The following is a 23,217-nucleotide window of genomic DNA, read 5'->3' as shown; positions in this document are numbered from 1 at the left end:
GTTGTCGGACATAAGACCAACAACAGGCTAACTCAGGGCGACAGTTCAGCCCAGCGCCAGATCCTTCAATCCGAGGATCGAGCGGTACTCCAGACCCTCGGCCGCGATCACACCGTCGGCGCCGGTTTCGCGATCCACCACGGTGGCCACGCCGACCACGATGGCACCGGCGTCACGCAGTGCTCGCACCGCGGTGACCGGCGAGTTTCCGGTCGTGGTGGTGTCTTCCACCACCAGCACGCGCTTGCCCACGATGTCCGGGCCCTCGATCTGCCGCTGCATACCGTGCGTCTTGGCGGCCTTGCGGACCACGAAGGCGTTGATGGGACGGCCGGGCGCGTGCATGACCGCGGCCGCGACCGGGTCCGCGCCCATGGTGAGCCCGCCGACGGAGTCGAAATCCCAGTCCGCGACGAGTTCGCGCAGCAGTTTGCCGATGAGCGGCGCCGCCTCGTGCTGCAGGGTGGCCCGGCGCAGGTCCACGTAGTAGTCGGCTTCCTTGCCCGAGGACAGGGTGACCTTGCCGTGTACGACGGCGAGTTCACGTACCAGTTCGGCCAGTCTGTCCCGGTCGGTCGTCGTTACCTGCATTGCTGTGTCTATGTCCTTCCGCGTGCGTTGAAAAAGGCCCGATTCAGGCGGGTCACCAGGGACCGCGGGATCAGTCCGGCGACCGCGGCGATCGCTTTGTACTGCATGCCGGGCACGCTGAGCACCCGGTTCTTCTCCAGATCCGCCAGTGAGCAGGCGACCACCTGATCCACATCCAGCCAGAGCGGCCGGGGAAACGAATCGGTCGCCAGACCGGCACGTTCGTGGAATTCGGTGTGGACCAATCCCGGGCACAGAGCCTGCACCCGGACGCCGGTCCCGGCCAGCCCGCTCGCCAGCCCTTGCGAGAAGGATACGACGTACGCCTTGGAGGCCGAGTAGGTCGAGCCCCTCGCGGGTATCAACCCGGCCATGCTGGCGACATTCACCACGGTTCCATTGGCCGCGTGCAGCATGGGCGGCACGGCCGCGCGGGTCAGTTCGACCACCGCGCCGACATTCACCTCGAGTTGCGACCGCAGCACGTCCGGTGTGGCTTCCCAGAACTCCCCGGAGAGCCCGAATCCCGCGTTGTTGACCAGGAATTCGACGCCTTCGGCCAGCCGGGCGGCCACCCGGTCCCGGTCGGCGGCCACCGCCAGATCCGCGGGCAGCACCTGCGCCCGCGCCCCGAATCGCACCTCGCAGTCGTGCGCCAGCGCGGCCAGCCGCCGCTCATCGCGCGCCACCAGCACCAGGTCGTAGCCGAGCGCGGCCAGCCGGGTGGCGTACGCCTTACCGATTCCGGAGGTCGGCCCGGTGACCAATGCCACCGGGCGATGCGCGCCGGGCAGCCGCGCGGCGCTCGTCGGCAGCTCAGCGCTCGACGGCCGCTCGGCCGCGGATGCGTGGGCGCTCGGGGACAGCTCGGGAGAACCCTCGGTCATCGGCAACCCATCATTCGCACGACTGGTGAACGGTCGGCGATGACCGGGACGGCGCAACCATTCTGGCCCCTCGCACGCGAGCCCGAGGGCAGTACCCGTGCAATTGGCCGCGTCTCGACGGTTTCGGCGGATCGAACCGATCGACCGCCGCGCATCACCTCGGTGTGGGGCCCTGGTACGGGCGGAAGCCGGGGTGGAAGGGGCCGCCGGGCGGGGCGCTGCGGCCCTGGTCCTTGCGCCAGCCTTCCTCGGGTTCCTCATCGCGGCGCGATTCGGGTTCGTCCTCGGACCAGTCGTCCGCACCGGCGGGGCGGCGCGGGCCGTCCTCGTCGTCGATCCAGTCGTCGCCCTCTTCGGCGGGAGGCCAGTTGCGGCGCGGGCGATTTCGCGGATCCGGCACGACTTTCAGTGCGGGACGCCAGTTTTCGGGCTCGCCCTCACCTTCGCCGCCGGCGATGTCGCCGAGCAGCGGGCTGAGTTCGTCGTCGTCGGCCTCGATCTCGGTGGCGCGGGCCGGGCGACGCCCGGGCTCGAAATCGCCGTCGCGGTCGTAGCCGTCGTAGTCCTCATCCTCCGGAACCGGGTGCGAGCGACCGGGTTCGGGCAGTTCGTCGCGACCGCGTTCGGAGTTGATCACCGGCGGCAGCACGTGCAGCAGCCCGGACAGGCGCAGCACGGCGTCGATCGCCATCTCCCAATCCTTGGCGACCGAACTCACGTGCAGCATGCCGAGGGTCCAGTTGCCCTCACTCCACAGCTGCTGCACGGTGTCGGGCAGCGATTCGATGAACGCCACCATGCGCTGATCCACCGCGTGCCGGGCGATATCGGGATTGGTCGCGAAGACCACCCGATCACCAATGGCGCCAAGCATTTCCAGATCATGGTCCTTGGGCGGGGCGGCGGTCTTCATGCGCAGGTCGATATCGATGTCCGAACCGATCTGGCGGCGCACCGCGACCAGGGTGGCGGCGTCCTCCAGATCGAAGAGTACGAACTTCTCGCCCTTGCGATTTCCGGACACCACATCCACCGCGGACAGGTATCCGAGTTTGGCCAGCGCGCCGCGCCGCCAGGTGGAGGCCAGCGCCGGTTCCACCGAAACATAGGTGTACCCCTGGGATTTCGCCCAGACCTGGCGCACATGCCCGGTGCGCTGCCGTTGCAGCCGATCGAAATAGAGCAGCACGATCGCACCCACCAGCGCGATCGCCGCCAACCCGAACCATATAGCCGTCATCGCCGCCTACCCTATCCAGCCGGGCGGGGGTATGCCCGGTATGCCTGCATTCATCGGGTTCCGCCGGGCAATGACGTGCTGATGATGAGCTTGGCCTGGATCGCTCCGTCGGCGGCCTTATCGCCCTGCACCATCACCATTTCACCCACCGGTATGTCCGCCACCTTCGTACTGCCGAGCGAAATGACCTGCGTCCGTTCGTCGGTGTGCACGGTCACCGTAGTGCCGGACAGTGTGGTCATGGTGAGGGTGGTGCCGTCATTGCTCGCGACGGTGCCCATATTCGCACCGAGCGAGTCGATATCACCGAGGCCCGGAATCTGCGGGATACCACTGGGCAGCGGCTGCGACGAGGTGTTCCCGGGCAGGTTCGGCATCGGGAAACCGCTGGTGCGGGTGGTGGTGGAGGCGGCGGTATCGGATGAATCCTTGTTCGCGAGAAGCGCTCCCAGCAGCACACCGGCGATGGCGACGAGTACGAACGCCGCGATGCCCACACCTATCCACAGGCCGGTCTTGCGCGGCGGTTCCGGCGGCGCGGGCTGCTGCGGGAATCCGGCGGGCTGATAGCCGCCGGGTCCGCCCGGATAACCTCCGGCCTGCCCGTAGCTCAGTCCACCGTCGCCGGGGGGCAGCTGGCCGTATCCGGCCGCGCCGCTCGGGTCGTAACCGGACGGGTTCGGGGTGTAGCCCGGTGGATAGGTGGCCGTCGGCGGGGCGTAGCCCGCGCCGCTGTCGTAACCGCCCCAGCTGGCGTCGTACGGCGGCAGCACCCGGGTGGCTTCCGGTCCCTGTTGCTGCCCGAAGTACTCGGTGGGCGAGATGTGCTCGCCCGCCCCGTGGTGTGCGACTTCCGAGGTGTGCCCGACCTGCTCGGTGGGACGCTCGACCTTTTGGGTCGGTTCCTCCCCCGGGCCAGGTTCAGGCCGCCGCGACCACGGATCGCTCGGAGTTGTCATGGCCTCCAGCCTAAGCTGCCGGACTCCCACGGGGCTTGAACTCGACCGAGCGGTTCCGAATCGGCCATCTACCGGCAAATGAAAATGCCGCACCTTTCCTGTCGAAAGGTGCGGCATTCCCGTTTTTCCGGACTACCGGCCGACGATCAGACTGTCCCCGTCGGGGGTGACATTGACCTTCACCGTGTCGCCGTCCTGCACTTCACCGGCCAACAGCTCTTTGGCGAGAGTGTCGCCGATGGACTGCTGGATCAGCCTGCGCAGCGGACGCGCACCGTAAGCCGGATCGTAGCCACGCACCGCGAGCCAGAACCGGGCCGAATCCGAGACGTCCAGCTTCAGACGACGCTGCGCGAGCCGCTTCTGCAACTGGTTCAGTTGGATGTCGACGATCGACTCCAACTGCTCCTCATCGAGCGGATGGAACATGACCACATCGTCGAGGCGGTTCAGGAACTCGGGCTTGAAGGCCACCCGCACCGCGTTCATGACCATCTCGTTGGAGCCGCCCGCACCCAGATTCGAGGTGAGAATCAGGATGGTGTTGCGGAAGTCGACGGTGCGGCCCTGACTGTCGGTGAGCCGTCCCTCGTCGAGCACCTGCAACAGGATGTCGAACACATCCGGATGCGCCTTCTCGATCTCGTCGAACAGCACCACCGAATACGGCCGCCTGCGCACCGCCTCGGTGAGCTGGCCGCCCTGGTCGTACCCGACGTAGCCCGGGGGCGCACCGACCAGGCGAGCCACCGAATGCTTCTCGCTGTACTCGCTCATATCGATGCGGATCATGGCGCGCTCATCGTCGAACAGGAAGTCCGCCAGCGCTTTCGCGAGTTCGGTCTTACCGACGCCGGTGGGTCCGACGAACATGAAGGAACCGGTCGGCCGATTCGGATCTGCCACGCCCGCGCGAGCCCGGCGCACCGCATCGGAAACCGCTTGGACGGCGGCCTTTTGACCGATGACGCGATTGCCCAGCTCATCCTCCATGCGGAGCAGTTTCTGGGTTTCGCCCTCCATCATGCGGCCGACGGGGACACCGGTCCACGCCGAGACCACCTCGGCGATATCGTCCGGGCCGACCTCCTCCTTGAGCATGACGTCGCCGTCGGACGCGCCCTTGGCCTTGGCCTCGGCTTCGGCGAATTCCTTCTCCAGCTTGGGGATTCGGCCGTACCGGAGTTCGGCGGCCTTACCGAGATCGCCATCGCGCTCGGCGCGCTCGGATTCCCCGCGCAGCGCCTCGAGCTGTTCCTTGAGCGCGCTCACCGAATCGATGGCCTGCTTCTCGTTCTGCCAGCGGGTCATCAATTGATTGAGCTTCTCGCGGTCGTCGGCGAGTTCGGAGCGCAACTTCTCCAGGCGCTGCTTGGACGCGTCGTCGGTCTCCTTGGCGAGCGCGACCTCTTCGATCTCGAGGCGGCGCACGGCGCGTTCGACCTGATCGATTTCCACGGGGCGGGAATCGATTTCCATGCGCAGCCGGGACGAGGCCTCATCGACCAGGTCGATGGCCTTGTCCGGCAGGAACCGCGAGGTGATGTACCGATCGGACAGGGTCGCCGCGGCCACCAGCGCGGAGTCGGTGATGCGCACGTGGTGGTGCACCTCGTACCGCTCCTTGAGCCCGCGCAGGATGCCGACGGTGTCCGCCACCGAGGGCTCGCCGACCAGCACCTGCTGGAAGCGGCGCTCCAGGGCCGGATCCTTCTCGATGTGCTGGCGGTATTCGTCCAGGGTGGTCGCGCCGACCAGGCGCAGTTCACCGCGCGCCAGCATGGGCTTGATCATGTTTCCGGCGTCCATGGCGGATTCGCCGGTCGCGCCCGCGCCGACAATGGTGTGCAGTTCGTCGATGAACGTGATGATCTGTCCCGCACTGGATTTGATCTCCTCGAGCACGGCCTTGAGCCGCTCCTCGAATTCACCGCGGTACTTGGCTCCGGCGACCATCGCGCCCAGATCGAGCGAGACGAGTTTCTTGCCGCGCAACGATTCCGGGACATCGCCCGCGATGATGCGCTGGGCCAGCCCCTCGACGATGGCGGTCTTGCCGACGCCGGGTTCGCCGATGAGGACCGGATTGTTCTTGGTGCGCCGGGACAGCACCTGCACCACGCGCCGAATCTCGGTGTCGCGCCCGATGACCGGGTCCAGTTTGCCGTCGCGGGCGGCGGCGGTCAGATCGGTGGAGTACTTCTCCAGCGCCTGATAGCTGCCCTCGGGATCGGCATTGGTGACGCGGGTATTGCCGCGCACGGCGGTGAACGCCTCGCGCAAGGCGTCCGCGGTCGCGCCGTACTTCAGCAGCAGTTGCGAGACATCGGAATCCCCGGCGGCCAGGCCGACCATGAGGTGTTCGGTGGAGACGTATTCGTCGCCCATCTCGGTGGCCAGTCGCTGCGAGGCGGTGATGGCGGCGAGCGCCTCGCGCCCGAGCTGCGGTTGAGTGGTGGCGCCGCTGGCGCGCGGCAGCCGGTCGACAATGTCCTGCGCTTCGCGCCGGACCGTTGCCGAATCCACGGCGACGGCCTTCAACAGGGGTGCGGCGATGCCGTCGGTCTGATCCAGCAACGCCACCAGCAAGTGCGCCGGACGGATTTCCGGGTTGCCCGCGGCGGAGGCCGCCTGCAGGGCGGCGGTCAGGGCCGCCTGGGTCTTGGTGGTGGGATTGAACGAGTCCACGTTCACCTTCCTACTAGTCGCTTACTCGAACCAACGCGACAGGAGTTGAGTCTGTTCCGCTCAAGTCTGACGAATTTCCGGTGCGACCACCAGTGCCGAAGGTCCTCGTAAGGCTACTCGCCACGAACAAAACCGAATGGCCTGAATCACACCGGTTCCACGGTGTCCCTGCCTACGATGAACCGGGTTCGTTGACGCATCACCCGCTCATCCCAAGCTCGGACATCCGGACGAATGGAGCAGCAATGCGCGCGATCGTGGTTCGTGAATTCGGCGGCCGCCCCGAGACCGCCGATATGCCCGTCCCCGAGGCCGGACCGGGCGAGCTCAAGATCGAAATCGAAGCCGCGGGCGTCAACCCCTTCGATCAGCGCATCATCGACGGCTTCCTGGATGGCAAACTGCCGCACGATTTTCCGCTCATTCCCGGCGTGGACGGCGCGGGCCGGGTGGTCGGCATCGGCGCGGATGTCACCGATGTCGAGATCGGCGAACGCGTGGTCGGCAAATGGCTCAACCCGCCGCTCGGGCACGGCACCTTCGCCGAATACATCGTGGTGCCCTCCACCTCGATCATCGCCCGGATACCGGACGAGGTGACCTCGCTACAGGCCGCGGCCCTGCCCACCGCGGGCATCACCGCACTCGATCTGATCCACGCCGCGAAGGTGGCCGCCGGGCAGAGCGTGCTGATCGTCGGCGCGTCCGGCGGCGTCGGCTCCTATCTGGTGCAGCTCGCGGCGCTGGCGGGCGCGCACGTCATCGCGACCGCGCGGCCGAACGATACCGATCGGATGATCCGGCTGGGCGCGACCGAGGTGGTCAACTACGGGCGGATCACCGTCACCGATTCGCCAACGCACGCCGAGAGCTCACCGCTCTCGGTCGCGGATTCGGTGCGGATCACATTGCCCGCGGGCGTCGATGTGCTCTTCGATCTGGTGAGCCCGCCGCCGCTGTTCGCCGACAACGCGAGCGTGGTGAAGTCCGGCGGTGCGGCGTACACCACCGTCTGGTCCGCCGACGAGGAAGCGCTCAAGGCTCGCGGCATCACCGGTGGAAACTTCGAATCCAGCGGCGGCGCACCGGAATTGCGGGAACTGCTGCGCGATGTCGGCAACGGCGATCTGGTGGTGCCGATCGATAACACCCCGCCGCTGGACGCGGCCCCGGATGTTATCGGCGCCTCCGGCGCGCGTGGCAAGACCGTGCTGGTTATCTGAACGCCGAGTTACGTAAATTCACAACCCTCCGCTATATCCGTGCGACCACCGTTTTTTCAGGGATACTTGACGCGGAGGACCGCCTGGAACCAGGCGCGTCCGGGGTAGTAGCAAGGAAAGGAAAGCTCGACGTCGTGGATGCGCGTTCAGCAGCGCTGGTCCGCGCAAACTTCCGGACAGTCGTCGAAGCCCCGCACGGGCCCGAACGACTGATCAGCGCGTTCTACGGTCACCTATTCGCGGAGATCCCCGCCCTGCGGGAACTCTTCCCCTCCGCCATGGATATGCAGCCCAAGCGGCTGGTGACGGCCGTGCAGTTCGTGCTCGACAATCTGGAGGATTGGGACCGGGCGCAGCGATTCCTGGAGCAGCTCGCGCGCGATCACCGCAAGTACGGTGTGGAGGCGGCGCACTACGACATTGCCGGTCGTGCGCTGCTCGCCGCGTTCCGCTCCTATAACGGGGTCGGAAATTGGAGCAGGCAGCTGGAGTCCGGATGGCGCGATATCACCATCCTGATTTCGGCGTCGATGGCCATCGGCGCGAATTCCGATACGTCACAACCGTATTGGGAGGCGACCGTGGTCGGGCACCGGCGGGTGGTCGACGATCTGGCCATCGTGCGGCTGCAATCGGATACGCCGATCCCCTATCAGGCGGGACAGTATGTGCCGGTGGCGATTCCGCAGCGGCCCAAGATGTGGCGGTATCTCTCGCCCGCGATTCCCGCCAATCAGTACGGCGAGATCGAATTCCATGTCCGCAAGGTGCGCACCGGCTGGGTGAGCCCGGCCATCATCAATGAGACCAAGGTCGGCGACCGCTGGATGATCGCGTCCCCGCTGGGCGGGCTGCACGTGGATCTGCGCAGCCGCCGCGATGTGCTCATGATCAGCTCCGGCACCGGTATCGCGCCGATCCGGGCGCAGCTGATCGAGATGGGGCGGCGCGGTATCAATCCGCGCGTGCACCTGTTCATGGGCGGGCGCTACCCCTGCGATCTGTACGACGTGGAGAACATGTGGCAGCTCTCGCAGAGCAATCCGTGGCTCACGGTGATCCCGGTGTGCGAGAACGAAACCAACCCGTGGTGGCATCCGTATCCGCCCGCCGATCCGCCTTTCGGCATGCACCGGCGGTTGATCGGTAACCTGGGCGCGGTGGTGGCCAGCTTCGGCGCGTGGGCGGATCGGCAGATCCAGATCGCCGGTTCGGCGCGCATGATCGCGGACACCAAACGGGCATTGCTCGCGGTGGGCACGCCCGAGTCGGCGATCAACTCCGACCCGGTGTGAGACAACCCTCGTCATCCCGGCATGCTTTTGGCCGGGATCCACACGGGGACAGGGGATCCCGGCCAAGAAGCGCGCCGGGATGACGAGCAGGCATAGTGTGCAAGGTTTTTCGATGAGCAGGAGTGTGCGGTGACCCTCGACCCCGATCAGACCGGCCCGATTCGGATCGACGGCCCGACCGAGTGGCCCGCCACCGTGGTCGGCGCGCACCGCCTGCGCGAGGACCTCACCGTGGTCCGGCTGATCGGCGAGTTCGTGCCGTTCGCGCCGGGCCAGTCGGTGGAGGTGCGCACCCCGCAGCATCCGAATATGGTGCGGCGCTTGTACCCGGCGCTGCCGCCGTCGCTGGACGGCAAGCTGGAATTCCACATCCGCACCGTGCCCGGCGGCTGGTGCAGCGGTTCCATGGTGGCCGACACCCGCACCGGCGACGAGTGGAAGATCCGCAATCCGGCGGGCTGGCTGGCGGTGGCCGATAACGCCACCGATCTGATCATGATCGCCGACGGTGTCGGCCTGGCCCCGTTCCGCGCGCTGCTGCTGGATATCTCACGCCGCGAACAGCCGCCGCGCACCCACCTGTTCGTCGGCGGCCGCTTCCCGCGCGATCTCTACGCCGCCGATATGCTGGCCCTGCTGGCGAACGAATTGCCCTGGCTGACAATCATTCCCGTGGTCCTGGACGAGCAGGATCCGGACTGGATCGACGACTGGTACGAATCCTGTCGCGTCGACATCGGCTTCCAGCCCGAGGAACTGATCCCCGGCACCCTCGCCGAGGTGGTCCACCGCTTCGGCCCGCTGGACCTGCAGCAGATCCTGGTCTGCGGCGGCGCGGCCATGGTGCAGTCCACGGTGGAGATGCTCATCGCCACCGGCACCCCGCGCGAACTCATTCGCTACGAGGGATTCTGAGCACTATCGCTCCGAAATGCGCTGCCCCGCACCGTACATAGGTGGTGCCCCGCACCGCTGCCGAGCGACAGGCAGCGGCGCGGGGGTCTTTGGGGGCGGGTCAGAAGAGCGGATCGTGGCGGATGTTCTTGGTGGAGGTGCCCGCCGCCATCAGCCGGAACTTGGTGGTCTGCACCATCGAGGGCGAGCCGACGATCTGCACATCGCGATCGTCCCAGGCGCCGAAACTCGCGACCACCTTGCCGATTTGGCCGACGACGCGGGGTTGCAGGCCCGGATGTTCCTTGGGCTCACTGGAATTGGAGAGCTGCCACCACGGATCCTCATCGCTCTCGGTGACCGGGGTGACGGTGAGCCATTTATTGGCCTGCGCGAGCTGGCCGAGGATTTCCAGATCGTAGAGGTCGCACGGGTAGTGCCCGCCGACGAAGAGATCGACCTTGGGGTTGGAGCGGCGCTGGGTCATGGCCATGAGTTGTGCTCGCAGCGGGGCGATTCCGGTGCCGCAGCCGATCATGAGCATCTTGCGCCGGGTATTGCGGGGCACGCCGAGACCGCCGAGCGGTGAGCCGATCAGCCACTTCTCGCCGACCTTGGTGTGCCCGACCATGGCCGGGCTGACCCAGCCGCCGGTGACGCCGCGAATGTGGAATTCGATCTCGCCGCTGGGATTCGCGGGAATCGCCGGCGACAGGTACCGCCACATGCGCGGGCGGGACGGGATCTGCACGCTCATGTACTGACCGGCCGCGTATTGGATGGGCTGATCCAGTTTGAGCCGCACGATCGCGAGATTGCGCAGTACCTCACGATGTTCGATGACGGTGCCGGTCCAGACCGGTGGCGTGGTCTCCCGGTCCGCGGCCTCCATCATGGTGGTCGCGATGACGTTCAGGCCCTCGTCCCACGCCCGCCCGATCTCATCGGTCCACAGTTCGGTCCCGGCGTAGGACTCGAGTGCGGCCTTGAGCGACTTCCCCACGGCCACATAGTGTTCCCCGACCACACCGTATTTGCGGTGGTCGCGCCCGAGCTGGGCGAGGAAGGGCAGCAGCTGCTCGGGTTCCTCCAGCCGGTCCACCACGTACGCGATGGCTTTCACCAGCCGATCGCGCTGGGCGTCCAGCGCGGCGGGGAAGAAGTCCCGCACCTGGGGGTACTCCGTGAAGAGGATGGCGTAGAACGAACGAGCGAGTTTTTCGGGGCCACCATCCTCCGCAGCTACCGCCTTGAACGTCGTTCTTATCAATGCGACGGTCCGCGAATCCATTTGTGTCACAACCCCATTTCGCACTCGAACACAAGCCAGGGCCGGTGAGTGCAGTGCTGCGGGACACTCGACAGCAGCCGTTGCTGAGCAACTATAGGCGAGGTTTGCCAGCAACGGAATGAGTCGTTTCAACAACATGCCTGTAATTCCCCGAAAACGAGCCTGTTGCAACTAAACCTGCACGAAAACAGACTGTTCAACTGGGAAACGCCGGTGGACACCAGCTTTCGGCTACCGATCTTGGGGGATTCGTTTTGCAATCTTCAGTAAGGGAGCGATCCTGCCGCAACCATGACAGGCGATGAATTCCCATGCCACAGCAGGACAAAACATACAATTAGCAAACAATACAACCGGGCGGTCTGTATTAATTTCCGAGCCCGCCTACGCGATAAAAAAGCAGCGCCCCGATATTCGGAGCGCTGCTTCCCGTTTCCGGCTGGCTACTACGTTCTGCGATGCCGCGGCTGCCACACCACGAGCGCCGTACTGCGCTGCGGCGGAGTCAGATCCGGGCGGTACCCCGCACGGAGCCGATCCACCTCACCGCTCAGTTCGGCCACTCGCTGCTGGAGTTCCTCGACCTGATTGGTGAGTTCGATGATCCGTTTGACACCCGCCAGGTTCACGCCCTCGTCCTGGGACAGCCGCTGCACCTCGCGTAGCAGCTGCACATCCCGATCGGAGTAGCGCCGCCCGCCGCCCGAAGTACGTTGCGGCGAAACCAAACCCAGCCGGTCATAGGTGCGCAGCGTCTGGGCGTGCATGCCCGCCAGCTGCGCCGCCACCGAGATCAGGAAGTACTGTGCCTCGGCGGCTTTCTTCGGATCGGAACTCATCACGCACCTGCCCATCCAGCACGCGGATCGAAACCACTGGTCTTCTCCGCCTCCGCATAGCGCCGGAGCGCTTCGGCGGCATTGTCATCCAGCTTCTGCGGGATCGCGACCTTGACGGTGACGAGCAGATCGCCCGCACCACCGTCCCGCTTGGGCACACCCCGCCCGCGTACGCGCAGGGTGCGACCGTCGGCGGTACCCGGGGGCACCTTGACGCCGACGCGTCCCTCCAGTGTGGGCACGGAAACCGTTGTACCCAAAACCAGTTCGCTGTAACTGACCGGCAGCACCAGGGTCAGATCGTCGGCATTGCGGCCGAAGACCTTGTCCTGGCTGACGTGCACGGTGACGAACAGATCGCCGGGCGGTGCGCCCCGCAGACCCGCTTCGCCCTGACCCGCGAGCCGAATCCGCTGACCATCGCGCACCCCCGGGGGAATGCGCACGGTGATGGTGCGGGTCCGATTCTGGATACCGGTGCCGTGGCAGTCGACGCACGGATCATCGATGATCGATCCGGTGCCCCGGCAGTCCTCGCACGGTTCGCTGAATCCGAAGGCGCCCTGATTGCGGCTGACCACACCCGCGCCATTGCAGTGCGGGCACACGCGCGGGCTGGTGCCCGGCTTGGCGCCGCTGCCGTGGCAGGTGGTGCAGGCGGCCGGACTGGTCATACGCAGCGGAACCGTCACGCCCTGGGCGGCCTCGCGGAAGCCCAGTGTCGTCTCGGTTTCCACATCGCTGCCGCGCCGCGGCCGCGACGAGGTGCGGGTGCCGCCCCGGTTGAACAGTCCGCCGAGCAGATCGCCCAGGCCGCCGTCACCGGCGCCCGCCTGCTGCCCGCCGAAGATGTCACCCAGGTTGAAATCCTGCGAGAAGCCGCCGCCGGGCTGGCCGTAGCCCGCTCCGGGGGTGAAGCCGCCGCGGCCGAAACCGCCGCCCGCGAAGAGCTTTCGCGCTTCGTCGTACTCCTTGCGCTTCTCCGGATCGGACAGCACGGCGTGCGCCTCGCTGACCAGCTTGAACCGCTCCTCGGCCTTGGCGTCACCCGGGTTCTTGTCCGGATGCAGGTCGCGGGCGAGTTTGCGGTACGCCTTCTTGATCTCGTCCTGGCTGGCGCCGGAGGCGATACCCAGCTCCTTGTAGAAGTCCTTCTCGAGCCACTCCCGGTTCACCGGGCATCTCCTCCTCTCGAATTCCTCGGCGCCGCGGTCCCGTTCGGGACCACCGGCTTCGCGGTCTCGCGGGAGACCGCCCGAACGGCCCCGGCCGGGGCCATCGGTGTGTTACTCGGTACCAGCGGCATCGGGGCCGGCGTTCGTCGTATCCGATGCGGCCGGGCCGTTCAGATCCTCGGGCGCGTCGGTGACCCCGACCATCGCGTGCCGCAGCACCCGATCGCCGAAGCGGTAACCCTTGCGCATGACCATGCCGATCACCGGCTCATGACCGGAGCCCTCGTGCTGGACGGCCTCGTGCAGGGTCGGGTCGAAAGGATCGCCCGCCGTGCCGAATTCCTCCAGGCCCTGCTTCTGCAGGGCGGTGGCGAGCTTGTCGGCGACCGCCTTGAGCGGTCCCTCCAGATCGCCGTGCGCACGCGCGCGGTCCAGATCGTCCAGCACACCGAGCAATTCGCTGACGACCGTGGCCTTGGCATTGTCGATGGTGGCCTTGCGGTCCCGTTCGACACGGCGGCGGTAGTTGGCGTATTCGGCGGTGAGCCGCTGCAGATCCGAGGTGCGCTCGGCGAGTTCGGCGCTGATGGCGTCGGCGAGGGAATCCTCGCTCAGCGCGTCAGCGGCCGAAGCCGCGGCGAAATCCTCCGCCGCGACATCGCCTACCTCACCCGTGACCGGTTCCTGTTCCGGGTTCGGGTTCGTCACTTCTTCTCCGGCTCCTCGACGACCTCGGCGTCGACGACGGTGTCATCGGCATCGGGCGCGGCCTGACCGTTGCCCGAGGCGGCCTGATCCGCGGCGCTCGCGTCGTAGATGGCCTGACCCAGCGCCTGCGATTCGGTCGCGAGCTTCTCCACCGCGGTCTTGATTACCGCGATATCGGTGCCCTTGAGCGCCTCGTTCGCCTCGGCGATCGCGGCCTCGACCTTTTCCTTGATGTCGCCGGGGACCTTGTCCTCGTTGTCCTTGATGAACTTCTCGGTCTGGTGCACGAGAGATTCGGCCTGGTTACGGGTCTCGGCCTCTTCGCGACGGGCCTTGTCCTCCGAAGCGTGCGCTTCGGCGTCCTTGACCATGCGATCGATCTCCTCCTTGGACAGGCCGGAGCCGTCCTGGATCTTGATCGTGTTCTCCTTGCCGGTGCCCTTGTCCTTCGCGGTCACGTGCACGATGCCGTTGGCGTCGATGTCGAAGGTGACCTCGATCTGCGGCACGCCGCGCGGGGCCGGCGGGATGCCGGTCAGCTCGAAGGAGCCGAGCAGCTTGTTGTGCGAAGCGATTTCGCGCTCACCCTGGAAGACCTGGATCTGCACGGACGGCTGATTGTCATCGGCCGTGGTGAAGGTCTCGGACCGCTTGGTGGGGATGGTGGTGTTGCGCTCGATGAGCTTGGTCATCACGCCGCCCTTGGTCTCGATACCCAGCGACAGCGGGGTGACATCGAGCAGCAGGACGTCCTTGACCTCACCCTTGAGCACACCGGCCTGCAGGGCGGCGCCGACGGCGACGACCTCGTCCGGGTTCACGCCCTTGTTGGGCTCACGGCCACCGGTCAGTTCCTTGACCAGTTCCGAGACGGCGGGCATACGGGTCGAACCACCAACGAGGACAACGTGATCGATGTCGCCGACGGCGATGCCCGCGTCCTTGATGACGGACTGGAAGGGCGTGCGGGTGCGGTCCAGCAGATCGGAGGTGATCTTCTGGAACTCGGCGCGGGTGAGCTGCTCATCGAGGAAGAGCGGGTTCTTGTCCGCGTCGACGGTGATGTAGGGCAGGTTGATCGAGGTCGACTGCGAGGACGACAGTTCGATCTTGGCCTTCTCGGCGGCCTCGCGCAGGCGCTGCAGGGCCATCTTGTCCTTGGTCAGGTCGATGCCCGAGGACGCCTTGAACTTGTCGACCAGCCAGGACACCACGCGCTCGTCCCAGTCGTCGCCACCGAGGTGGTTGTCACCGGAGGTCGCGCGGACCTCGACGACGCCCTCGCCGATCTCCAGCAGGGATACGTCGAAGGTGCCGCCGCCGAGGTCGAAGACCAGGATGGTCTGTTCCTTGTCGCCCTTGTCCAGGCCGTACGCCAGCGCGGCCGCGGTGGGCTCGTTGACGATGCGGAGCACGTTCAGGCCCGCGATCTGCCCGGCCTCCTTGGTGGCCTGGCGCTGCGCGTCCTCGAAGTAGGCGGGGACGGTGATGACCGCGTCGGTGATCTCCTCACCGAGGTACGCCTCGGCGTCGCGCTTCAGCTTCATCAGCGTGCGCGCGGAAATCTCCTGCGGGGTGTACTTCTTGCCGTCGATCTCCACCGACCAGTCCTCGCCCATGTGGCGCTTGACGGACCGAATCGTGCGATCGACGTTGGTGACGGCCTGGTTCTTCGCGGGCTGACCCACGAGTACCTCGCCGTTCTTCGCGAAAGCGACGATGGACGGGGTGGTGCGCGACCCTTCCGAGTTGGCGACGACTACCGGCTCACCGCCTTCGAGAACGGCGATGACCGAGTTGGTGGTCCCGAGGTCGATACCGACCGCACGAGCCATGGTGATTCCTCCTGGTTGACGTACCTATGTGTCTTAGCGGCGAGATCCCTGCCCGTCCGGCGGGCAGGAATCTTCAGCAACACTGAGCGTGGTCGGCTCAATCCTGCACCCGTTATCCGATCGGTGCAAGTTGAACTTGAGTCCGTCGCGCTCAACCTTGTCTGAACAGCACCAACTGGTGACTCACGACATCTATTCCCGGGGAGCGGAGAAATCTCCCGAAAGCGAGGTTACTTCGGGACGTTGACCATGAGCGGCTCGCCCTGCATGGAAACCACCAGGTAGCCGGTGCGCGAACCCTGCGTCGTATAGATGGAGATGGCCGGATCCTCACCGCTCCTGCGCTCGACGCTGATGTGCGAGATCGGAGCGCCGGGCAATCCGGCCGAGGCGGGCCCGCCCGCGATCAGACCGGCCAGCTTCGGGAGATCGATGGTGGACAGATCCAGGGATTCGGCACCGGAAGTGCGCGCGGTATCACTGCTGCTTTGGAAAGTGCCGTCGTAGCGGTAGTAATCCTCACGACCGTCCTTTGCCGAGGGGCGCTGAATCGACACATAGCCGGGGTAGAGCACCACCCGATCGACCGTGGTGTCACCGAAGTGATCCCGGTATGCCGCAACGAAACTCGCGAGACCCGCACCGGTGGTGGCATCCGGCATATCCGGTTTGGAGACGGTATTGCGGGCAATGCAGCCGCCCAGCGCGCCGACCACGGTGGCGACGCAGACCGCGGCTATCGCGATCTTCCAGCGCCGCAGGTCATCTCGGCGCTGCGGCCGAAGCAGTGCGGTACCAACCAGATTCGCCGGAATCTGGAGATCGTCGATGAGCTTGTCGAGGTCGCCGAAGGTGCGCGCTTCCAGTGCGGATGCGGTGCGTGACGCGTGCTCGGCCTCGGTCAATTCGCCTTCGGCCTTGGCGTTGTCGAGTAACGCACAGGCGTCCACACGGTCGGCGTCGCGGACTCGCATGCTCTGATTCCGGTAGTCGGCCATTTCCGCCCTATCCCTTGAACGGCGACGTGCGGGTGACCGCACCCGCCGGGGTGGCTTCCAGGAAGCCGCTCTCACTGGCCTTGTTACCCACGTAGATTCGGATGATCGGGGCCGGTGGCACTCCGCGCGGCGAGGAGATCGAATTGATTTCGAACCCGATATAGCTGATCGTCCCCTGGGCGACATTCAGGTCGGTGAGCGCGCGCGCCGCCAGGTTCCCGATGGCCGTCGTATCGACGGTGCCCAGATCGAAGACCGGGGCATCGGATTTGCGGGTGGTCGGCGTCGAGCGCTGCTGGAAGCCGCCCCGATAGTCGTACTCCGCCTGGCGATTCGACTGCCCCGGCACCATGCGCTTCAGGATCGCGTAGTCGGGATACAGGTTCAGCTCGTCGACGGACAGATCGCCGAACTTGGCTTTGTACAGCGCGAAGAACGCCGCGATCCCTTCTCCCGTATGGAGATTCGGAATCTTCACCACCACCGGCTCGATCACGCCGAGGTTCACCCCGGGCGGCGCGACCGGAATCGGTGCGGGCCGATTCACCGCCGCGAACCCCGCGACGAACAGGGCCGCACAGGTGACGAGCACACCCACCCCGAACAGCTGCCCCCGATACGACCGCGGCGGCTGCGCGACGCCGGGCGCGTCGGCGGACCGTTGCAGATCGGCGGTGAGGTCGGCCAGCTCCCCCAGTGTCCTTGCCTCCCCTGCCAATTCGGTCAGAGCCTGGTGATCCTTCGCGCTCAACTGTCCGTCCGCGAGTCCGGCGTCCAGGATGAGGCAGGTCGCCGCGCGATCGCTGTCGCGCGCCCGGGTGCGCGCCGGATAGCGGCTCGCCTCCGCCGGTTTGGTGGGCGGCGCGGCGACCGGGGTCTCTTTACCGGGTTGCAGATCCGCCGTCAGCCGCGCCAGCTGCTCCAGGGTCTGCGCCGCCTGCGCCCGCTGCGACCGCTGGTCGTACTCGTCCGCGCCCAGCTGCCCTTCCTCATAGGCGGCATCGAGCCGGGCCCGGGCGTTCACCCGGTCGATATCACGCGCCCGCAGTCGCCCGGCGCTGGCGGAACCCGACGCATCGGACGATCTCGCACTCACACGCGGATCGTATCCGCCCCGGCAACGGATAGGGCGGCAACCTGGACACGCGCTATGTCCGAAATACCCGGTTTTCGCAGGTTGGCGGGCAAGATCTAGACGTTTGGACCGCTGCGACCGGAGGAGGCCCGATGGATGTGCGTTTCGGCATTTCGATCCCGCCCACCGCGGCGGCCCTGGAAGACGTGCTGGATATGACCAGGGCCGCCGAGGACGAGGGGCTGGATCTGGTCGGCATCCAGGACCATCCGTACGCACCGGAATTCGGCGACACCTTCGCGGTGGTCGGGGCCTGTCTGAGCGCGACCAGCCGGATCACCGTCTATCCGGGCGTGGCGAATATGCCGCTGCGGCGGCCGTCCATGATCGCCAAACAGGCCGCCACCTTCGATCTGCTCAGCGGCGGGCGCTTCGAATTGGGTGTCGGCGCGGGCGCTTTCGAGGACGGCATCGTCGCCATGGGCGGTCCGGCGTTCAAGGGCCGCGCCGCGCTGCGCGCCCTCGAAGAGGGCATCGAGATCATTCGCGCCGAATGGCGACCCGGCCGGCTGGTCGCCGTCCAAGGTGACGAGTACACCGTCCAGGGCATAGCGGGCGGACCGGCTCCCGCGCACGATATCGGCGTCTGGATCGGCGCGATGGGGCCGCACGCCCTCGACCTGATCGGCCGCAGCGGCGACGGATGGGTTGCGCCGCTGCCCAATTGGCTACCGTGGGAACACTGGCGCTCCGCTCAGGACCGCATCGACGCCGCCGCCCGCGCCGAAGGTCGTGACCCGGCCGCCATCACCCGCATGGCGGCCCTGCCGGGGGTCATCAGCGACCGCTCGCTCGACCCGCACCCGCGCGGCAAGGACCCCATCCAGGGCTCCGCCCGCGAATGGGCCGAAATCATTGCGGCCCTGCACAAGAACGCCCGCTTCGACACCTTCATCTACTGGCCCCCGGGCTTCGACGTGGACCAGATCCACCGCTTCGCCCGCCAGGTGGTCCCCGCCGCTCGAGAGCTGCTGTCCCAGCACTGACCCGCCCTCGGTTCCGGACAACCCGTCAGCTCAGCAGCGGGAAGCGTCCGGAGTCGATGAGGCCGGTGATGGCGTCCATCTTCGCCTGTGGCGCGGCGTAATCCGGATGTGCGCCCAGAATCGCGGCGGCATCGCGGAGGGTGGACATCTGCTGGGCGGCGGCGGCCACACCGCGACCGCCGGGTGTGACCGGGTGCGCGGCGAACGCGGGGCGGCGGGGATCTATCCGGTTCAGTTCCAGGGCCCTGTCGACCCGACGCGAACAACGGCACGGCGCTTGGGGATTGGCCAGGCCGCAGCTGTCGGTGAGGAAATTGCCGATGCGTTTCTTGGCTCGCTCCAGGCGCTTTCGATAGGCGGCCGGCGTCGAATCGGTGATCCAGGCCGCCTCGGCGGAGGACAGCGCGAAGATATCGGAGAGCACGAAGGCGATCCGTTCTTCGCGCGCGAGGCATTGCAGCATGGCCTGGGTGCAGTTCAGGCGCACCTCGTGGGTGAGCAGTTCGCCCTCGGGGCCGCGATGATCCACTTCGGCCAGGCCATCTCGCAGATCCTCGCCGAACGCGTCCAGACTGACCTGCCGCTCCTCCTGCGCCGTCTTGCGCTTGAGATTCAGCAGGTAGTTCACGCCGATCCGATACGCCCAGGTGAGCAGCTTCGCCTCGCCCCGCCAACTGCCGAGGTGCCCGACCGCGCGCAGCAGGATCTCCTGCGTGGCGTCCTCGGCGTCGGCGGGCCGCCACACCATGCGCAGCGCCAGCCGGTAGATCGGATCCTGCAGCAGCAGTACCACTTCCCCGACGGCGGTCCGATCACCCGCGACGGCCCGCGCGACCAGTGCGGTTTCGGCCGCGGCCGGCCCGTACCCGGATTCGTGCTCGGGATCGGCGAATTCGTGGATACCTCGTTCGCCCGCAGCCGCCCGAGCCTCCGGAACCTGCGGCCGTGCCGGGCGGCCATACCCTGCGGGGTGCTCATCCATGACCGCCAGCCTGGAACGCGCGGCGGTGCGGCGCAAGCGTTGCGGGCGGGGATCACGGGGCGTGCCGAGTGCGCGCCCCGCGATCAGCACTGCCACGGCGGATTCAGGCCACCGCCGGGGTGGTGGTGAGGGCGTGCCGCCGGATCCATTCGGCGACGGCGGTGCCGATGGCGTCGGGCTGGTCCTCGGGGCAGTGGTGTCCGGCGGGGCCGATGTTCGCCACCTCGGCGGCGGCGAATGTGGTTGCGGCCCAATCGATGATCTCGGGCGATCCGAGGCCGACGCCGTCCTGGACGGCCATGATCAGTTTGGGGATCTCCGGCGTCTCGGCCATCCAGCGGTCGTAGTTCTCGACGGTGGCGACGACATCGGCGGGTTCGCCGTCGAGCGGGAATTCGCGCGGCCACACCAGCATCGGCTTACGGGATTCGGGCGTCGGGTAGGGGGCACGGTAGGCCTGCAGCGCTTCGAGGGTCAGGGTGCGGGTGGAGGCGGGGAGGTTGAATTCGATGAACATATTGCGTTCCAGCACCATCTCCTCGCCTTCGGGCGAGCGGAGGCGGCGGAACAGTTCCGCACCCGCGGGCGGCATCTCCGACCACAGCATGGGCCGCAGGAAGGTCTCGACCACGGCGATTCCGCGCACCCGCCCGGGATGCCGTGCCGCCCAATCCATTCCGAGCGAGCCGCCCCAGTCGTGCCCGACGATGACGACCTGATCCAGGCCGAGCGCATCGAACCAGGCGTCGAGGTAGCGCGCGTGATCGGCGAAGCGGTAGTCGCTGTCCGGTTTCCCGGAGGCACCCATACCGATGAGATCCGGGGCCAGCGCCCGATTTTCGCCGCTGACATGCGGAATCACATTGCGCCAGATGTAGTTCGAGGTGGGGTTGCCGTGCAGGAACACCACGGGGATGTCCCCGCTGCCGGTGTCGGTGTAGTTGATGAACGAGTCGAGCACGTCGACGGTGGCCATGAGGGTTGTCCTTCCGGGTGTTTTGCCTTCACCCGGTTGGACACACACGGCAGCCGCCTGTGACTACCGAGCCGAGTGATCCACCTCACAAGCCGCGGCCGTACCGGGTGCGGCGGTGAGACCGGGGTGGATACCCGGGGTCAGCCCATTGCCGACGGCCGCGCGCTGCAACAGCTTCACCATGACCGCCCGCTCGTCATCGTCGAGCACCGACAGGACTTCCGCGTCCAGCCCGCGCGCCAGCGCGGTGGCCTCGGCGAGCAGTTCCCGGGCCGCCGGGAGCAGGTGCACCGCGTGCGCGCGCCGATCGGCGGGATGCCTGCGCCGTTCGACGAGCCCGCGTTTCTCCAGGTCGTCGACGAGTCCGACCATCACATTGCGATGGATGCCGAGCGCCTCGCACAGCTGCTGCTGCGATCGCCCGTCATTGGCCTCGAGGATCCGCAGGGTGCCGAACTGCGGGGGTTTGATGCCGAGCGGGGTCAGCAGTTCGGCGAAGCGGTACGCGGAGTGGGAGCCCAACTGCCCCAACAGGAATGCCGGGGAGTCGAACAGCCGCGGGTACTGGAGTTCGGCGTCATCGCTCACCTCGCCAGAATACAGCAATGCACAAACTATGAATGCCCTCTTGATTGATAATCACTTCATGTGCATAGTTTGAAGGGTCGCACCACCCACCAATCGAAGAGAGCTCGCCGTGGCTTCCGACACCCCCACCCCGGAAAATCCCCCAAGCACCCTCGACCCGCGCCGCTGGATCGCCTTCGCCGTCATCCTGGCCGCCGGATTCATGGACCTGCTCGACGTGACGATCGTGAACGTCGCCGTCCCGAGCATTCAGAAAGACCTCGAAGCCGAGTACTCGCAGATCGAATGGATCATCGCCGCCTACGTGCTGTCCTTCGCCGCGGTGCTCATCACCGGCGGCCGGCTCGGCGATATCTACGGCCGCAAACGCCTGTTCCTGATCGGCATGGCCGGTTTCACCCTGGCGTCGGCCGCCTGCGGACTGGCCTCGGACCCCACCCTGCTCATCGGCTCGCGCTTCGTACAGGGCGCGATGGCCGGACTCATGGTGCCGCAGATCCTGGCCATCATTCGCGTCACCTTCCCGAAGCATGAGCGCGCCAAGGCGATTGCCATCTACAGCGGTGTCGGCGGTTCCGCCTCGGCGGTCGGGCTGTCGCTGGGCGGGCTGCTGGTGCAGTGGAATCTGTTCGATCTGGGCTGGCGGCCGATCTTCCTGGTGAATATCCCGGTCGGCATCGCGGCGCTGATCGCGGCGAGCATCGTGATGCGGGATTCGCGGTCCGCGCACGCGCCGCGGCTGGATATCGTCGGCATGACGCTCGCCATCGGCGCGGTGGTACTGCTGGTCTACCCGCTCACCGAGGGACGCCAAAAGGATTGGCCCGCCTGGACATTCATCATGATCGGCGCTGCCGTCGTGACGTTCGCGGCCTTCATCGGCTACGAGCGCAGGCGGGCGCGCACGGTCGGTTCACCGCTGATCGACCTCGACCTGTTCCGGTCCCGCCCGTTCACCGTTGGCCTGTCCAGCTGGCTGCTGTTCTGGATCGGCATGGGCGGCTTCTTCCTCATCTGGACCCTGTTCATGCAGGCCGGACTGGGCTGGTCGCCGATGCGGGCCGGACTGACCTCGGTGTTCTTCGCGGTCGGCGCGGGTATCGGCGCGGGCACCTCGGTGAGCGTGCTTGCCCCGAAGTTCGGGCGCTGGGTGCTGCTGGCGGGCGGGCTGATCACCGCGGGCGGGTTCGGCCTGTACGGCTGGCTGGCCACGCACTACGGCAGCGATTTCGCGTCCTGGCAGATGGTGTTGCCGCTCATCGTGACCGGCACCGGCTTCGGCATGGTGGTCGCGCCGACCATCGACATGCTGCTCGGCCAGATCCCGGAGAAGGAGGCGGGCGCGGCATCGGGGCTGCTCAATACGGGCCAGCAGTTGGGGTTGGCGCTGGGTGTGGCGCTGGTCGGCATCATCTTCTTCGGGCAGCTGGATCATGATTCGGCGCGCGGGGTGGATGCGGTGACCGCGCAGACCCGCACCGAATTGAGCACCGCCGGACTGCCCGGACCGGCGCAGGAGCAGATTCTCGCGAATTTCCGTGCCTGCGTGCGGGATCGGTCCGCGGCCGTGGATCCCTCGGCGGTGCCGGACAGCTGCCGCAGCACCGGTGGTGACGCGCGCATCGCGACCACGCTCGCGGATGCGGGCGCGGCGGCCAACGCGGTCAATTTCTCGCACACCTTCCGCTACACCCTGGCCTGGGGCATGGGATTGATGGCGCTGGTCTGCCTCGGTTTCGCGGCGCTGCCCAGGGACGTGAAACTGGAACAGCACGAGATCATCGACCTGGATGACGAGTTGGTCGGGGTCTGATCGATCCGATCCCGCGGCCCGCGGATCCGGTGGAAACGCCGGATTCGCGGGCCGTTCCCTTTCCGCCGCCGCCTTCGACGGGAAGAATTCAGCACTGACAACGTCTTTCGACAG

The 23,217-nt window shown here is 66.8% G+C and carries 20 protein-coding genes; 5 read left to right on the top strand and 15 right to left on the bottom strand.

What is annotated here, in order from left to right; translation table 11 throughout:
- Positions 1-45 precede the first annotated feature (45 nt).
- The 5 genes from pyrE to clpB all read right to left on the bottom strand — a co-directional run bounded on the left by pyrE (position 46) and on the right by clpB (position 6,365).
- A complete protein-coding gene (gene pyrE / locus ACFVUS_RS22940) occupies positions 46-591 on the bottom strand; it encodes an orotate phosphoribosyltransferase (RefSeq protein WP_387769553.1) in 546 nt (181 codons plus the stop codon).
- Positions 592-599: 8 nt separating this feature from the next.
- Positions 600-1,478 carry an SDR family NAD(P)-dependent oxidoreductase gene (locus ACFVUS_RS22935; RefSeq protein ID WP_387769550.1) on the bottom strand — a complete coding sequence of 293 codons (879 nt, stop codon included), beginning with the start codon at positions 1,476-1,478 and terminating at the stop codon, positions 600-602.
- A 154-nt stretch (positions 1,479-1,632) separates the two neighbouring features.
- On the bottom strand, positions 1,633-2,718 hold the full coding sequence (locus ACFVUS_RS22930) for a hypothetical protein (RefSeq protein ID WP_387769547.1): 1,086 nt from the start codon (positions 2,716-2,718) through the stop codon (positions 1,633-1,635).
- 50 nt (positions 2,719-2,768) lie between these two features.
- Positions 2,769-3,677, bottom strand: coding sequence for a DUF5666 domain-containing protein (locus tag ACFVUS_RS22925; protein ID WP_387769544.1), 909 nt, complete (start codon positions 3,675-3,677; stop codon positions 2,769-2,771).
- 132 nt (positions 3,678-3,809) lie between these two features.
- The gene (gene clpB / locus ACFVUS_RS22920) at positions 3,810-6,365 is read right to left on the bottom strand and encodes an ATP-dependent chaperone ClpB (protein ID WP_387769541.1); all 2,556 of its coding nucleotides are present in this window, start codon (positions 6,363-6,365) and stop codon (positions 3,810-3,812) included.
- A gap of 245 nt (positions 6,366-6,610) precedes the next feature.
- On the opposite strand from clpB, the gene ACFVUS_RS22915 reads away from it, so the two are divergent.
- The 3 genes from ACFVUS_RS22915 (at position 6,611) to ACFVUS_RS22905 (ending at position 9,798) form a co-directional block, all read left to right on the top strand.
- Entirely contained in the window at positions 6,611-7,588 is a 978-nt protein-coding gene (locus tag ACFVUS_RS22915) for an NADP-dependent oxidoreductase (protein ID WP_387769538.1), read from the top strand.
- A gap of 134 nt (positions 7,589-7,722) precedes the next feature.
- Complete coding sequence (locus ACFVUS_RS22910) at positions 7,723-8,883, top strand: FAD-binding oxidoreductase (RefSeq protein WP_375961006.1); 1,161 nt, start codon at positions 7,723-7,725, stop codon at positions 8,881-8,883.
- A gap of 129 nt (positions 8,884-9,012) precedes the next feature.
- Complete coding sequence (locus ACFVUS_RS22905; protein WP_387769534.1) at positions 9,013-9,798, top strand: FAD-binding oxidoreductase; 786 nt, start codon at positions 9,013-9,015, stop codon at positions 9,796-9,798.
- A 100-nt stretch (positions 9,799-9,898) separates the two neighbouring features.
- Here the strand turns inward: ACFVUS_RS22905 and ACFVUS_RS22900 are convergent, their stop codons facing one another.
- The 7 genes from ACFVUS_RS22900 to ACFVUS_RS22870 form a co-directional block, all read right to left on the bottom strand.
- Positions 9,899-11,068, bottom strand: coding sequence for a globin domain-containing protein (locus tag ACFVUS_RS22900; RefSeq protein WP_387769531.1), 1,170 nt, complete (start codon positions 11,066-11,068; stop codon positions 9,899-9,901).
- Between the two features lie 446 nt (positions 11,069-11,514).
- Positions 11,515-11,907, bottom strand: coding sequence for a heat shock protein transcriptional repressor HspR (locus tag ACFVUS_RS22895; protein WP_387769528.1), 393 nt, complete (start codon positions 11,905-11,907; stop codon positions 11,515-11,517).
- Positions 11,907-13,082 carry a molecular chaperone DnaJ gene (dnaJ, locus tag ACFVUS_RS22890; protein ID WP_387769525.1) on the bottom strand — a complete coding sequence of 392 codons (1,176 nt, stop codon included), beginning with the start codon at positions 13,080-13,082 and terminating at the stop codon, positions 11,907-11,909. The genes ACFVUS_RS22895 and dnaJ overlap by 1 nt, the downstream gene beginning before the upstream one ends.
- A 111-nt stretch (positions 13,083-13,193) precedes the next feature.
- A complete protein-coding gene (grpE, locus tag ACFVUS_RS22885) occupies positions 13,194-13,790 on the bottom strand; it encodes a nucleotide exchange factor GrpE (RefSeq protein WP_387769522.1) in 597 nt (198 codons plus the stop codon).
- The gene (gene dnaK, locus ACFVUS_RS22880) at positions 13,787-15,625 is read right to left on the bottom strand and encodes a molecular chaperone DnaK (protein WP_387769519.1); all 1,839 of its coding nucleotides are present in this window, start codon (positions 15,623-15,625) and stop codon (positions 13,787-13,789) included. The genes grpE and dnaK overlap by 4 nt, the downstream gene beginning before the upstream one ends.
- A 230-nt stretch (positions 15,626-15,855) precedes the next feature.
- Positions 15,856-16,623 (bottom strand): DUF1707 domain-containing protein, encoded by a 768-nt coding sequence (locus tag ACFVUS_RS22875; RefSeq protein WP_387769516.1) that lies wholly within the window; start codon positions 16,621-16,623, stop codon positions 15,856-15,858.
- A gap of 7 nt (positions 16,624-16,630) precedes the next feature.
- Positions 16,631-17,719 (bottom strand): DUF1707 domain-containing protein, encoded by a 1,089-nt coding sequence (locus tag ACFVUS_RS22870; RefSeq protein ID WP_387769511.1) that lies wholly within the window; start codon positions 17,717-17,719, stop codon positions 16,631-16,633.
- A 131-nt stretch (positions 17,720-17,850) separates the two neighbouring features.
- Between ACFVUS_RS22870 and ACFVUS_RS22865 the strand changes: the two genes are divergently transcribed.
- Entirely contained in the window at positions 17,851-18,744 is an 894-nt protein-coding gene (locus ACFVUS_RS22865; protein WP_387769508.1) for an LLM class flavin-dependent oxidoreductase, read from the top strand.
- A 25-nt stretch (positions 18,745-18,769) separates the two neighbouring features.
- On the opposite strand, the gene ACFVUS_RS22860 is transcribed toward ACFVUS_RS22865, so the two are convergent.
- The 3 genes from ACFVUS_RS22860 to ACFVUS_RS22850 all read right to left on the bottom strand — a co-directional run bounded on the left by ACFVUS_RS22860 (position 18,770) and on the right by ACFVUS_RS22850 (position 21,290).
- Complete coding sequence (locus tag ACFVUS_RS22860) at positions 18,770-19,822, bottom strand: RNA polymerase sigma factor (RefSeq protein WP_387769505.1); 1,053 nt, start codon at positions 19,820-19,822, stop codon at positions 18,770-18,772.
- 7 nt (positions 19,823-19,829) lie between these two features.
- Positions 19,830-20,702 carry a haloalkane dehalogenase gene (locus ACFVUS_RS22855; RefSeq protein ID WP_387769502.1) on the bottom strand — a complete coding sequence of 291 codons (873 nt, stop codon included), beginning with the start codon at positions 20,700-20,702 and terminating at the stop codon, positions 19,830-19,832.
- A gap of 63 nt (positions 20,703-20,765) precedes the next feature.
- Positions 20,766-21,290 carry a MarR family winged helix-turn-helix transcriptional regulator gene (locus ACFVUS_RS22850; RefSeq protein ID WP_387769499.1) on the bottom strand — a complete coding sequence of 175 codons (525 nt, stop codon included), beginning with the start codon at positions 21,288-21,290 and terminating at the stop codon, positions 20,766-20,768.
- A 109-nt stretch (positions 21,291-21,399) separates the two neighbouring features.
- Here ACFVUS_RS22850 and ACFVUS_RS22845 point away from each other — a divergent pair, with 109 nt between their 5' ends.
- Positions 21,400-23,103: an MFS transporter gene (locus ACFVUS_RS22845; protein ID WP_387769496.1), complete on the top strand. Its 1,704-nt coding sequence runs from the start codon at positions 21,400-21,402 to the stop codon at positions 23,101-23,103.
- The last annotated feature ends 114 nt before the right edge of the window (positions 23,104-23,217 follow it).

Origin of the sequence: Nocardia sp. NPDC058058 (assembly GCF_042885355.1) — a bacterium.
Classification (GTDB): Bacteria; Actinomycetota; Actinomycetes; order Mycobacteriales; family Mycobacteriaceae; genus Nocardia.
This window is presented reverse-complemented; position numbering and strand designations above follow the sequence as displayed.

What these genes read in the sequence shown, in the direction of transcription:
- ACFVUS_RS22895 (WP_387769528.1), bottom strand. Translation starts at nt 11,907, where the DNA reads ATGAGTTCCGATCCGAAGAAAGCCGCCGAGGCACAGTACTTCCTGATC.
- ACFVUS_RS22875 (WP_387769516.1), bottom strand. Translation starts at nt 16,623, where the DNA reads ATGGCCGACTACCGGAATCAGAGCATGCGAGTCCGCGACGCCGACCGT.
- ACFVUS_RS22900 (WP_387769531.1), bottom strand. Translation starts at nt 11,068, where the DNA reads ATGGATTCGCGGACCGTCGCATTGATAAGAACGACGTTCAAGGCGGTA.
- ACFVUS_RS22930 (WP_387769547.1), bottom strand. Translation starts at nt 2,718, where the DNA reads ATGACGGCTATATGGTTCGGGTTGGCGGCGATCGCGCTGGTGGGTGCG.
- pyrE (WP_387769553.1), bottom strand. Translation starts at nt 591, where the DNA reads ATGCAGGTAACGACGACCGACCGGGACAGACTGGCCGAACTGGTACGT.
- ACFVUS_RS22915 (WP_387769538.1), top strand. Translation starts at nt 6,611, where the DNA reads ATGCGCGCGATCGTGGTTCGTGAATTCGGCGGCCGCCCCGAGACCGCC.
- ACFVUS_RS22865 (WP_387769508.1), top strand. Translation starts at nt 17,851, where the DNA reads ATGGATGTGCGTTTCGGCATTTCGATCCCGCCCACCGCGGCGGCCCTG.
- ACFVUS_RS22925 (WP_387769544.1), bottom strand. Translation starts at nt 3,677, where the DNA reads ATGACAACTCCGAGCGATCCGTGGTCGCGGCGGCCTGAACCTGGCCCG.
- ACFVUS_RS22855 (WP_387769502.1), bottom strand. Translation starts at nt 20,702, where the DNA reads ATGGCCACCGTCGACGTGCTCGACTCGTTCATCAACTACACCGACACC.
- dnaK (WP_387769519.1), bottom strand. Translation starts at nt 15,625, where the DNA reads ATGGCTCGTGCGGTCGGTATCGACCTCGGGACCACCAACTCGGTCATC.
- ACFVUS_RS22935 (WP_387769550.1), bottom strand. Translation starts at nt 1,478, where the DNA reads ATGACCGAGGGTTCTCCCGAGCTGTCCCCGAGCGCCCACGCATCCGCG.